The organism is Jannaschia halovivens (assembly GCF_046452375.1).
In the GTDB taxonomy this organism is placed as follows: domain Bacteria; phylum Pseudomonadota; class Alphaproteobacteria; order Rhodobacterales; family Rhodobacteraceae; genus Jannaschia; species Jannaschia halovivens.
Map to the genome: position 1 here is coordinate 483,339 of NZ_JBKFDJ010000002.1, position 12,422 is coordinate 495,760.

General features: G+C 69.5%; 12 protein-coding genes. All 12 read right to left on the bottom strand.

Going from position 1 to position 12,422, the window contains the following annotated elements; genetic code table 11:
- Positions 1 to 3 precede the first annotated feature (3 nt).
- Positions 4 to 165: a hypothetical protein gene (locus tag ACK8OR_RS15865; RefSeq protein WP_298429682.1), complete on the bottom strand. Its 162-nt coding sequence runs from the start codon at positions 163 to 165 to the stop codon at positions 4 to 6.
- Entirely contained in the window at positions 166 to 966 is an 801-nt protein-coding gene (locus ACK8OR_RS15870; protein WP_410190699.1) for a S49 family peptidase, read from the bottom strand.
- A gap of 162 nt (positions 967 to 1,128) precedes the next feature.
- Positions 1,129 to 2,241 (bottom strand): flagellar basal body P-ring protein FlgI, encoded by a 1,113-nt coding sequence (locus ACK8OR_RS15875; protein ID WP_410190368.1) that lies wholly within the window; start codon positions 2,239 to 2,241, stop codon positions 1,129 to 1,131.
- Positions 2,238 to 3,236, bottom strand: coding sequence for a flagellin (locus tag ACK8OR_RS15880; protein WP_410190369.1), 999 nt, complete (start codon positions 3,234 to 3,236; stop codon positions 2,238 to 2,240). The genes ACK8OR_RS15875 and ACK8OR_RS15880 overlap by 4 nt, the downstream gene beginning before the upstream one ends.
- 1 nt (position 3,237) lies before the next feature.
- A complete protein-coding gene (flgK, locus tag ACK8OR_RS15885) occupies positions 3,238 to 4,662 on the bottom strand; it encodes a flagellar hook-associated protein FlgK (protein ID WP_410190370.1) in 1,425 nt (474 codons plus the stop codon).
- Between the two features lie 22 nt (positions 4,663 to 4,684).
- Positions 4,685 to 5,983: a flagellar hook protein FlgE gene (locus ACK8OR_RS15890; protein ID WP_410190371.1), complete on the bottom strand. Its 1,299-nt coding sequence runs from the start codon at positions 5,981 to 5,983 to the stop codon at positions 4,685 to 4,687.
- Positions 5,984 to 6,087: 104 nt separating this feature from the next.
- Positions 6,088 to 6,897: a flagellar motor protein MotB gene (locus tag ACK8OR_RS15895; RefSeq protein ID WP_410190372.1), complete on the bottom strand. Its 810-nt coding sequence runs from the start codon at positions 6,895 to 6,897 to the stop codon at positions 6,088 to 6,090.
- 48 nt (positions 6,898 to 6,945) lie between these two features.
- Entirely contained in the window at positions 6,946 to 7,494 is a 549-nt protein-coding gene (locus ACK8OR_RS15900; protein ID WP_410190373.1) for a pyridoxamine 5'-phosphate oxidase family protein, read from the bottom strand.
- Complete coding sequence (locus tag ACK8OR_RS15905; protein ID WP_410190374.1) at positions 7,487 to 8,503, bottom strand: lipocalin-like domain-containing protein; 1,017 nt, start codon at positions 8,501 to 8,503, stop codon at positions 7,487 to 7,489. The genes ACK8OR_RS15900 and ACK8OR_RS15905 overlap by 8 nt, the downstream gene beginning before the upstream one ends.
- Positions 8,493 to 10,871 carry an FtsX-like permease family protein gene (locus ACK8OR_RS15910; RefSeq protein ID WP_410190375.1) on the bottom strand — a complete coding sequence of 793 codons (2,379 nt, stop codon included), beginning with the start codon at positions 10,869 to 10,871 and terminating at the stop codon, positions 8,493 to 8,495. The genes ACK8OR_RS15905 and ACK8OR_RS15910 overlap by 11 nt, the downstream gene beginning before the upstream one ends.
- Positions 10,868 to 11,521 carry an ABC transporter ATP-binding protein gene (locus ACK8OR_RS15915; RefSeq protein WP_410190376.1) on the bottom strand — a complete coding sequence of 218 codons (654 nt, stop codon included), beginning with the start codon at positions 11,519 to 11,521 and terminating at the stop codon, positions 10,868 to 10,870. The genes ACK8OR_RS15910 and ACK8OR_RS15915 overlap by 4 nt, the downstream gene beginning before the upstream one ends.
- A gap of 67 nt (positions 11,522 to 11,588) precedes the next feature.
- On the bottom strand, positions 11,589 to 12,317 hold the full coding sequence (locus tag ACK8OR_RS15920) for a peptidase (RefSeq protein ID WP_410190377.1): 729 nt from the start codon (positions 12,315 to 12,317) through the stop codon (positions 11,589 to 11,591).
- Positions 12,318 to 12,422: the final 105 nt, after the last annotated feature.

Sequence of the window (12,422 nt, forward strand, 5' to 3'; positions counted from 1 at the left end):
CGCTCAGCCTTTCCCGCAGGGACAGGGCCCGCGCCCGGCGCGCGGCGCGCCGCAGGCCTTGCACCGCGCGCGCGACAGCTTCGGGACGCCGGGCATCCGCAGCTTGCCGAACATCGCTAGCACGCCCATGCCGATCAGGAAGAGGGTTACGATCTTGATGATCATTCAGAGCCCGTAGCGCGACCAGGCGGCCCGCTGCTCGATCGACGCCATCAGGTCCAGCGCGACGCTCGGGATCAGCCGCTGAAGCAGCGGGCGTCGCATGGTCAAAGCGCGGAACGTCGTCTTGTCGCCGTAGCGCGCCTTCATCACCGGCACGAGATGGCCGATCCCGTCCACGAGGCCCGCATCGACCGCCTCGGCCCCCACGAAGATCTCGCCCGTGAAGAGATCGCGGCTGGTGTCGAGGCGGTCGCCCCGCCGTACCTGCACGAAGGCGATGAAGCTGTCATGGATGCGGGTCTGAAGCGCCTTCAAGCGTTCGATATCGCGGTCACGCTCGGGCCGGAACGGGTCGAGGATCGACTTGTCCTCACCCGCCGTATGGACCCGCCGCTCGATCCCGTAGCGCTCGATCAGGTCGTGAAAGCCGAAGCCCGCCGAGATGACGCCGATACTGCCGGTGATGGAGCTGGCGTCGACATGGATGTCGTCCGCCGCCGCCGCCAGCCAATATCCGCCGGACGCCGCCACGTCCTCGACGAAGGCATGGACGGGGATGTCCAGCTCGTCCGCCAGTCGACGGATCTGGCCGCCGATCAGCGACGACTGCGCGGGCGAGCCGCCCGGCGAGTTGATCGACAGCGCCACGGCCGTCGGCTTCGCTTTCCGAAACGCCCGTTCGATCAGCGGTGCGATCGCCGCGTGGGACAGCGCCCCGCGCGTGCCGTTGGACGCGATCACGCCCTCGAGGCGAAGAACCGCGACGCGGGGTGGCTGGTCGAGAAACGGAAGGCGATGACGCAGACGATCGAGCATGGTTCGGCATGTATGGCACGCCGGGGGGGCCGACAAGGCGCGGGCCCACCGCGGCGCCCGGAGGGTTGCCGCGCGGATCGGAGGGCTGGGCGCAAGGGCAAGAAGTCGGCGCTGGCATCCCGCGACGTCGCGGTGCATCCGGGGCCGAGACTAGCGGACGACGAATTCCGCATGCAGGGCGCCGGCAGCCTTGATGCTTTTGAGGATGTCGATCATGTCGCGGGCGGAAACGCCGAGGGCATTCAGCCCAGCGATTACGTCCGAGAGCGTCGTGCCCCCCTCGACCAACGCGAGGCCCGGTCCCGGCTCCTCCCGGAGGGCCACACCGGTGCGCGGCACCACGACCGTCTCGCCCTCGCCGAAGGGGCTCGGCTGCACGACGAGCGGGGCCTCCTCGATGCGCAGGGTCAGGTTGTTCTGGGACACCGCAACCTGGCTGATGCGCACCTCGCTTCCCATCACGATCGTGCCCGATGCCTGATCGACGACCACCCGAGCCTTGTGCTGCGGTGCGACCGTCAGGTTCTCGATGGCGCTGATCGCGTGCGCGGGCGACGGACGACCGGTCGCCGCGATGTCGATCAGGACGGTTCCCGCATCCAGCATGCGCGCCACCGACCGGTTGAGGCCCCGGTTGATGACCCGTTCGATCCGCGCCGCCGTGGTGAAGTCCGGCTCGCGGAGCGCCAGCCGGATCTGTCGAAGGTCCCCGAACTCGAAATCGACCTCCCGTTCGACGCGCCCGCCCGCGGGCACGACACCGGCCGTCGGCACCCCTTCGATCACGGTCGCCGCAGCCCCCGTCGCGGCCACGCCCCCGGCGATGACCGTCCCCTGGGCGACCGCATAGACCTCGCCATCGGCGGCGGTCAGCGGCGTCATGACCAGCGTGCCGCCCAACAGGCTGTCGGCGTCGCCGATCGCCGAAACGGTGACATCCAGCCGACCGCCGGCGCGGGCGAATGGCGGCAGCGTCGCCGTCACGATGACCGACGCGACGTTGCGTGGGCGAAATTGCTCGCCGGTGACGTTCACCCCGAGCCGTTCGAGGACGTTCTGCATGATCTCCTCGGTATAGGGCGCATTGCGCAGCCCATCTCCCGTCCCGTTCAGCCCGACGACCAGTCCATAGCCGATCAGATCGTTGCCGCGAACGCCGTCGAACTCGACCAGATCCTTCAGCCGAATGTCCTGCGCGCCCGCACCGCCCGCCGCGAAACTCGCGGAGCAGACGGCGATGACGGCGAGGATCAGGCGGATCATCTCAGGTAATCCGTCAACGACAGGCGCGAGAGTCGCGCCGTGACCGCATAATGGCTTTCGAGGCGCGAGATCTGTTCCTGGAGACGGGACGCGGTTTCGTAGGGATCGCTGCCGACGATCTCTGCGATGGAGGCCTCGATCGAGAGCATCTCTGCCGACACCCGCGCGACCCCGTCCGAGAGCCTGTCGGCAACCGTGCCGATGCGGGCCTGCGTAGCGATCACCCCGCCGGCATTCTCGACCAGCCGTTCGAGCAACACGGCATGGAGCCCAGCACGATCGGTCGGATCGGTCGATGCGGGACTCGCCGGGAGGACGGCGAGGATGGCCGTATCCCGCAACGTGGCACGGATCGCCGGATCGTCGAGGTCGACCGGGATCGCCACGGATTGGCCCTGGCCCGTCGGAAAACGCACAGTCTCGGTCGCGAAATCCCGCATGACGGACGTCTCGAACGTGCCCCCCGGTCCGAAATAATCGTCGAGCGTCTGCAGCAGGACGGCCGGATCCGTCTCCGTGGCGGCCAAGACGCGCAGATCGGCCAGAAGGGCATCAGGCATCGGCAGGACGGGTCCACCGGCATCGCCGTTGGCGAAGATCGCGCGTCCGTCCTGCGTTCCGCCAAGCCGCGCCATCATCGCGGCCAGCGCATCCTCGGCCGCCAGCGCGATTGCGGCCGTGCCGGAACCGGAATCTTCGCCGGCCAGCACGGCGAGCTGTTCCATAAGCGCAGCTTGCTCCCCCGCGTTCGCGGCCAATGCCGACAACAGTCCATCGGACCACCGTTCGGCCCGCGCGAGCGAGGTGTGACGCGCAAGGGAGGTCCCGAGGTCATGGCGAAGACGCGACAGCTCGGAAAAATCGCTGCGCACGGCACGCCCCCGGTCGGCAACCTGACCGGACGCCATCTCGCGCGACAGCGTCTCGATCCTCTCGCGTATCGTCGCGCCGACATCACCGCTTCGGGCGGGAACGGATCCAAGCGAAATGGTCATCTCAAATCTCCGTAATTCGATCCATCATCGCATCGACCGCCTGGATCACGCGTGCGTTGGCGGCGTACGCGCGTTCGATCTCGATCAGGCGGCGCATCTCGGCATCCGTATCGACCGATCCGCCGTCGCGGGCGGCCGCCAAACTGTTGGCATGGGCACGGGCGACCCCGCCCTCGTCTTCGGACCGGATGCGGCTCGAAGAGATCTCGGACCGCATCGTTCCCAGAAGATCCACGAGACTGCCGGCCGAGCGCGCCGGGTCGGTCACGGGGACGTCGCGCAGGTGCAGCGCGGCGCCGAATCGCAGAAGCTGCGCGGGATCGCCGGCCGGACCCGCGACCATCGCGCCGAACCCGTCGCGCAACGGAAGGAGCGTGGCCGGGTCCGTCGGTTCGAGTGCGTTGTTGACGCGAAGGCGGGCGGCCAGCCCCGCGGGCGGGGCGGCCGATAGCGCGGCGCCTGCATCGGTGAAAAGGCCTGGATCGCCGGGGGTGAGCGACGGGTCCGTGCCGACGCGGGCAAAGCGATCGATGAGGTCGGCGGCGAAGGCGTCAAGCCGGTCCGTGGCCGCCGGTGCATCGCGATCGCGAATGTCGAAGAGTGCGCCCAGCCGACCGCTACCCACCGGTCCCGCGCCGCCGGTCACGACGGGGCGGCCCTGGATCGTCAGCCCGGACAGTTGGCCCGGGGCGACCATGTCATCGGTCACGACCGGCTGAGGGGTGAACCCGATTGCGGCGGCGCGTCCATCCAGGAGGATCGCGCCACCTGTGGAAACGAGGGCGACCCCGCCGCCGTCGCGGGCCAGGCGGCGGACGGGTATGGCCTCGGAGATGCGGTCCACGAGCAGACCGCGCCGGTCGCGAAGATTGGAGGCGTCCTGACCGGAAGCCTCGACGCGCATGATCCGCGTGTTGAGGTCGGCCACGGCGGAAAGGTCCGAATTGAGCGCACGGACGGTCGCGTCGATCGCGGCATCGGCATCCTGCCGGGCCGCCGTCACCACATCGGCCATATCGTTCAGCCCGCCTGCCAAGCTGGCGGCGTCGCGTGCGACGGAAGCCAGAAGTGTCTCCGATGTCGGGTCGGACGCGGCAGCCACGAAGGACGCGTCGAAGGCGGCAAGGCGCGCCTGCACGCTTCCGGGATCGCCCGGATCGCCGATCGCCGTGTTGAGCCGGGCATGGAAGGCTTCGGCGGTCCCCGTCCGCGCCGCGTCCGCAGCCGCGTCTCGCCGCAACTGGGCCAGCGCCGGATCGACGACGCGGCGGGTGACGGCGCGTCCCGGAATTTCGCCCTGCACGATTTCGCGTCGGCGGTAGCCGTCCGTATCGGCATTCGCCACGTTCGAGGCGACGGCCTCGGCGCGGCGCGACGTCTGGGTCAGGCCCGACATTGCGGAGTTCAGGGAAGCGGTCAGGGACATGGCGACCTCCGGTCAGGTTGCGTCAGCGCTTGATGTTGGTGGTTTCCTGCAGCATCTCGTCGACGGTCTGGATGACCTTCGCGTTGGAGCTGTAGGCGCGCTGGGTCTGGATAAGCTGGGTCAATTCGCCCGCGACGTCGGTGGTACTCTCCTCGCGGGCGAAACCGACCATCGCGCCGACCGGGCCCTGGCCCGCATCCCAGAGGTAGAATGCGCCGCTCTCGCTGGAGATGGCGTAGGTCTGGTTCGGGAGGGCCTTCAGACCGTTCAGCTTCGGGACGTCCACGATCGGGATCTGGTAGAGGGCCTTGCTGAACCCGGTATCGTAGAGGGCGCGAAGAATGCCGTTCTCGTCGACTTCGATCGAGGTCAGGTTGCCGACCGGCGAGCCGTTCTTGCTGATCGAGAGCGGCGCGAACACGTCCGAGAGCTGGGACAGACCCTTCGCCTCGAGCGGGCGACCGACCTCGACCTCGATGTCGCCACCCAGGGCGCCGATGGTCAGTCGTCCGGTCGCGGGGTCGTACGCGCCTGCCGAAAGCGGCGTCACCGCCGAGATCGTGCCGCCGTTCTGGCGCGTGTCGTCGAACAGGATGTCGAATTCCCCGACGACGATCCCGCCCTGGCCCTGATCGCGAACCTCCATCGTCCAACGGTTGCTGGATCCCGTGGCGGGGATCACGGGCGTGTAGGTCACGTCGAGCCGTTCGGCTTGCCCCAGGCTGCCGAAATATTCGAGCGTCAGTTCCCGCGGGTCGCCCGTCGCGTCGAATTGGGTGTCGGTTGCGGGAAGATTGACGCCCATCAGGATCTCGGTGGTGGGATCGCCTTCGAATGTATTGGTGTCGACGCGGACGGGTTGCAGACCGCCGGAGGCGTCGCGCGGATAGGCGGGAATGATGCCGTCATTCGTCGCGGGCCAGCCGAGGAGGACGAGCCCGCTTTCGGTGCGCAGCACCCCGCTGGCATCGGGCCGGAACGATCCCGTCGTCGTCAGTCGCATCTCGACTGCCTCGCCCGAGGCCGCGCTGGTGGCGGTCGTGACCGGGATCATGCCGCGCCCGCCGACCGCCAGATCGGTGGCGTTGCTGGTGGTGACGAGCGTGCCGCGCTGATCGATCATGCGCCCCGTGGTGACGCGCACGCCACCTGCGGAATAGTTGCCCTTCGACTGATTGAGTACGAGCGAATGGAAATCCGCGACGGCGCGCTTGTAGCCGAAGGTGGCCGAGTTCGCGATGTTGTCGGAGATCGTCGCGAGCTTGCTGGCGTTCACGTTCAGACCGGTCACGCCGGCATTGAGGGAGGAGGAGATCGTCATCGGCAATCCTTGCTGAAAAACTCGGGCTTCTGTCGGATGGTGCTGCGGCGAGCATGGGCAACGGGTCTTAAGGCGAGGCTAACGCCGCGGCCGCGCGCCAGCCGTTATCGCGGTCGCGGGGGTCTCGGCGTGTTGCGCAGAAGGATGAGTTCGACGCGATTGTTCCGCTCGGACAAGGGATTGGCATTGGCCGGGCGGCGGTCGGCATGGCCGGTGATCCGGGCGACCCGGCCATCGTCGATCCCGATCGTCGGCAAAGCCGCGCGCAGCGAATCGGCCCGCGCCGTCGACAGCGCCCAGAGCCCGGCATCCCGCACCACGATCGGTGCGGCGGCGGTGAACACGCTGATGGCGATCATGTTGCGGCGCGGCGTCAGCTCGGACTTGGCCGCCTGGATGATGCCCAAAAGGAGGGGTGTCGGCGTGGTTCCGTCGAACAACGGTCGGTCCGGCAGGTCGAAGATCTCGATCACGGTGCCTTCGTCGGAGAGGCGGACGGTGACGTGACGAAGCTGCTCGGTGTCGAGAAGGCTGTCGCCCCCCTTGCCCATCAGCGCGGCGGCCACGGCCGTCATCTCGCCCTCGGCATCCGCGGTGCCATGCACTTCGGACGGGGTGATGCCGCCGCGCCCGGTCTGGACGACGAGCGCATCCGCGGCGGTGCTGTCGCCGCCCATCGCGCCGTCCCCGCCGCCCGACGCGCGGCTGATCGCGATCGTGGGATTGAAGTAGTCCGCGAGGCCCTTGCGCTGCTTCTCGGTTGTCGCGTTGAGCAACCACATGAGCATGAAGAAGGCCATCATCGCGGTGACGAAATCGGCATAGGCGACCTTCCACGCGCCACCGTGATGCCCCCCGCCCTCGACCTTCTTGATGCGCTTGATGATGATCGGGCGCGCGTCGTTGCCTGCCATGTCCGGGCCTCCGGGGGGCAGGGCTAGCGGCCAGACATGAAGAAACGGTTAGGGCGCGACCCAGCGGCCCGGCGCGTCCGGCCCGTCGAATGAAGCCCGTCGATGTGGCGCATGCGCGAGGCTGACGGCATCGATCCCGCGGACATGGCCGGACAGCGCGACGAAGCGCTCGAGGGCGGGGGTCCGGGTCACGATTTCGGGCGATGCGACCGACAGGCCCGGCGCGGGGTCGGTGCCGTAGTTCAGCCGCGGCTCGGGGGGCACCTCGGCCCAGCGGTCGCGGTCGGCGGGGATCAGAGTCATCTCGACGGAAAGGCGGATCTGGACCTGCGTTGCCGCGTCCCAGAACAGAAGGGCCGCGCGCGGCTCGGTCCAGAGGGCACGGATCTTGGCCGTCCTGAGGTCGCTATGTACCTCGATCGTGCCGGCCCGGCGGTCCGCGCCGCGCAGGCCGACCATCCGGGCTTCGGGGCCGTCCGTTCCCGCAGTGGCGAGCGCCACGAGCCGGAAGGGATCGGACGCATCCGCCACCCCGGCCGCGAGTCGGTCCCAGATATGGCCGAGTAGCGTGTCGAGCCGGTGCCACGGGTCACTCATAGCCGGTCATCTCCAGATATCCCGTCGCGGCGTGGCTTCCGGTGGCCGTGACCGGCCCTTCCCAATAGGGAAAGAGCGTCGCCTGCCAGCTCCGGGGGTTCACCGCACGTACCGTCAGGTCGAGATCGCGGGCGGGCAGCTCCAGTCGCCATTCCGTGGGAACGTCCCGCCCCGCCACCTGCGAGATGTCGAGCGCTTCGAGCCGGAGCGCGTCGCCGGAATAGGGCGTCAGCGTGCCGTCGGGATCGATCCACGAGGCGTATGCGAACGGTGTCCCGCCGCGCAATTGGAACGCCATCAGCTTGGCGCCGCCCTCCAGATGCAGCGAGAACCAGTCCCAGCCCTCCTGGTCGTCCTCGAGCGGCTGGGACGACCATTCGCGATCGAGCCATCCCTGCCCTGACACCTCGACCGGTCCCGATGGCAGGTCCAGCGTGCCCGAGACCCGGTAGAAGGGTTGCGAATAGTAATAGCTCGCCTGCCCGCTCGCGGACTTCACCGAGAAACCGTCCGCGCCGTGAAAGACGAGCGGTCCCTCCGCGGTCAGGGCAAGGTCGTAGCCAGCCTCGGTCCCGCGCGCCGACAGGGTCAGGTCGCCGAGATCGGGCCCCGCCATGCGCCACTCGTCGATCCACGCGGCGAAAGGCGCGGCCTCGACCCCGGCCTGCCCGATACCGCCCCGCGCCAGGCGCTCGCCGGAATGGTGCGCGTCAGGCGTGGTGATGCCCATATGCCCCATCCAGACCTGTGGCCCTTCGGGCGTCAGTGCCGAACGGAAGAGCGTCCATTGAATGCCGTAGGGCGTGCCGTCCGCCGCTTCGAGGCTCGCCGTCAGATACCACCATTCGATGCGGTAGTCGGGATGCGGGCCGTGATCGGCGGGGAAGGCGAACTCCGGGTCGGGGCGCGGCACCGCGAAGCCGTCGCCGCCCTGCCCGAGGCCCGCGAAGCCCTGTGCGGCGACCTGCAGCGGCAGCAGGATTAGGAGGAGGCACAGCCTAGCGTTCATGGGCGAAGACCTTCACGAGCCGGGCAGGCGGCATCCGCCACATGCGCCAGGCCGGCAGGGCTGCGGCCAGCGCGGCGGCGAGCACAGCCCAGAGCGCCAGCGCGGTCCAGCCGCCGGGGTCGGGGCGGAGCGGCAGGCGCCAGCCGAAGGCCTGCACGTTGACCACGGCCAGCAGCACCCAGGCCAGCACGATGCCGACCGGGATGGCCAACGCCGCCGTTGCCGCCCCGAGAAGGACGGCGCGGGCGAGGTCGAGCGCCGCCAGCCGCCCGCGCGTCAAGCCGATCGCCCAGACCGGCGCGACCTGTGGCAGGCGCATGGTTCCGAGGGTCGTCAGCGACGCCCAGAGCGCAAACCCGGCGACGCCCAGCGTGAGGACGTTGAGCGCGGCAGTCACGGCGAAGGTCTGTTCGAACACGTCCAGAGAGAAGCGCTTGATCCCGGCCTGATCGACCAGCCGGTCGCGCGGCAGGTCGAACCGCGCGCGGAGATCCGCGACGAGCGGCGTCACGTCTGCCGGTGCCACGCGAAGAGCGAAGCGCAGACGCGGCACCTCGGGAAAGCGCGCGTCGAAGGCGGCGAGGCCGAGGATCGCCTGCCCGCGCGGATTGCCGTAGTCGGAATAGACCCCGAGGATGGTTTGCCGCCCGGCCGCGCCCAGATCGACGTTGTCGCCCGCCCAGAGCCCCTCGCGCCGGGCGAGCTGTTCGTTGACGAGCGCGCCCTCCCCGTCGACCAGCCGGTCCCAGAGCCCCGGCAGGCCGTCGAGGATCGGCCAGTGATCGCGGTAGGTCGCGTGGTCGGCGACGCCGAAGACCTCGCCCGGCGCGCCCTGGAGTTCGGCCTCCGTCGAGGTGATCGGCAGGATCGCGTCCACGCGCGGCTCAAGATAGGCCACGAGCGCCTCGGCTTCGGCCGGGGTGGCGGCGGTGATGTAGAGTTCCGAGGCGAGGCGCTGATCGAGCCAGCCCGTGAAGGTCGCCCGGAAGCTGCCGACCATGGTGCTGACGCCGATATTGGCCGAGAGCGCGAGGAGCAGCGCCATCAGCGCGAGGCTGAGGCCCGGAAGCTGCTGGCGGGCGTCGGCCCAGAGCCATTGCGCCACCGCCCCGCGCGCTGTCCGCGCCCCGAGATCGAGCAGGAGCGACAGGAGCGGCGGCAGGAGAAGCGCCGCCCCGAGAAGAAGCGCGCCGAGACAGAGAAAACCCGCGACAAGACCTTGACCTAACAGCGCAAGCGCGGCCGACGCGGCGAGAAGGGCCAGCCCCGCCCCGGCCTGCCGCATCAGCGTCGACGCCCTAGCGCGCGCCCAAGCGCGGGGCATGGCGGGCGCCAGCACCGGTAACTGGGCGAGCCGCCAGAGGCTGCCGCCGCCCGCGACTGCCAGACCCGCACCGGCCATCGCGAAGCCCGAAAGCCACCAGATGGGCGCCAGCCCGAGCGTCCCCGCAACGCCTGCGCCATAGAGCCCCGAGAGCGTGGCCGCCACGCCCGGCAGAAGGGCCGCGGCCACGAGGTAGCCCAGAACGATCCCGAAGGCGCCGGAGACGAGCGTGAAGGCGACCAGTTCGCCCGCCAGAAGCCAGGTCAGCCGACGCGCCGAGACGCCCAGCGCTCGAAGCGTCCGAAAGAGCGGGCGGCGCTGTTCGAAGGCGAGGCCGATGGCGGCGTGCACGATGAAAAGACCTACGGCGAAGGCCAGGAGCGCGAAGGCCGTCAGGTTGAGGTGGAAACTGTCGGTCAGCCGCGCGACGTCTCCGGCCCCGTCGGTCGTGACAAGACGGGTGCCGGGCAGGAGGTCGGTCAGACCGGCGACATTCGACGTGTCCCCGAGTATGGCGAGATAGCCGATCCGGTCCGTGCCCAGCAGCGCCTGCGCCGCGCCGATGTCGGCGAGGACATGACCGGGCGCGAGACCCTCCAGCGGCCGGACGGTCGGCAGGCCCTCGGGTAGCCGGTCCATCGCGTCGGGTGCGGCGAAGATCACCTCGCCGGTCAGGAACCCCGCGAGATCGCCGTCGCCGCCCAGATCCGGCAACGGGCCGGCCGGGGGTGCGGTGAACGGATCGAGCCCGATCAGCCTCAGGGTCGAGCGCGGCAGCCGCGCCTCGATCACCGGCGTCACCGCCCAGCCCGCGCGGCGTGCGGCGGCGAAATCGCCAAGCGTCAGCGGCCCTTCGAGCCGGGTCCCGTCTTGCGCCCCGAGGGTCGCGGCGGCCTGGTCGTAGCTGAGCCGCGCTTGCGCATTGATCGCCTGCACACCGGTCCAGAGGCCGGTTGCGAGCGCAAGCCCCACCACCAGCGTCACCAGTTGCACCGGGTGCCGTAGCCAGTGCGACAGGAGAGCTTGCAGTGCCGCGTGGTTCACGTCACGCGTCCGGCGCGCAAGTGCAGCCGCGCGTCGAGCCGCCCGGCCAGCCGTTCGGAATGGGTCACCATCAGGAGGGCGGCCCCCGCCCGGACGACCATGTCGCGCATCACGTCGAGCATCGCGTCGCCGGTCGTCTCGTCGAGATTGCCGGTCGGCTCGTCGGCAAGGACGAGCTTCGGGCGCGCCAGAAGCGTTCGCCCGATGGCGACGCGCTGCTGCTGGCCACCGGAAAGCTGCTCGGGATAGCGGTCGAGATGCCCGTCAAGCCCGAGCCGTTCGGCCAGCGCCGCCACATCTCCCGGCGCATGGCCCGCGAGCCGGGCGTGAAAGGTCAGGTTCGCGCCGACATCGAGCGAGGGGATGAGATTGAACTGCTGGAAGACGAGGCCCACGGTGCTGCGCCGCATGTCCGCCCGACCGGCCTCGTCGAGGGCGGCGATGTCGCGGCCGTCGATTTCGATGACGCCCGCGTCGGGCGCGTCGAGGCCACCGATCAGATGCAGGAGCGTCGACTTGCCCGAGCCGCTCTCGCCGGTGAGGGCGAGCGTGCGTCCGGCGGGGATGGCGAGCGAGACGCCGCGCAGGACCGGCTGCGACCCGTCGCCCGTCTCGTAGCTCTTCTCGATCTCTCGCACGTCCAGCAGCATCGGGCCTCCAAGCCTGCGGACGATAGCCGGGGGACGCGGGGCTTCAACCGCTGCCCGCCCGTCCGCGTCAGAGGGTCACGTCGGGCAAGCTGTGGAACGCGGTGCGCAGCGCGTCGGACCATCCGTCCGAGATCGCCGCGAAATCGGCGTCGCTGTCCTGGATGCGGCGGTCGAGCCCGAGGCGGCAGGTATCGGTCTCGAGCAGTTGCAGGTCCAGCGGCGTGCTGACCGACAGGTTGGCGCGGATGGTCGAATCGAAGCTGACCATCAGGAGCTTGGCCGCCACCTCGAACGTCATCGCGGGGTCGTAGGCGCGTACGAGGATGGGGCGGCCGTATTTCGTCTCGCCGATCTGGAAGAAGGGCGTGTCGGGCTGCGCCTCGATGAAGTTGCCCTCGGGATAGATCATGTAGAGCCGGGGCGGCGATCCCGCGACCTGCCCGCCGAAGATCATCGTGGCGTTGAAGGTATTGGCCTTGGACTTCGAGTCGCGCGCATCCGCGATGACACCGCGCAGCGTCTCGCCGATCAGGCGCGCGGCCTGGAACATCGACGGGGCGGTCAGGAGCGAGGGGCTGCGCTCGGATGGCGCGAGGTTGCGCTCGTCCAGGAGGCTCACGACGGCCTGCGTGGTGGCGAGGTTGCCCGCGGTCATCAGGACCATCGCGCGCTCGCCCGCGACCTCCCAGGTGTGCATCTTGCGATAGGTCGAGACGTTGTCGACGCCGGCATTGGTGCGCGTGTCGGACATGAAGACGAGGCCGCGATCGAGTTGCAGGCCGACGCAATAGGTCATGGGTTTTGTCCAAGATGAAGGTCGCCGTGCTCTGCCATGCCCGCCTTGGCCGCGCAACGGGAACTCACCGCGGGTCCACGTATCGGTCCCGGCCGGACACGCCCC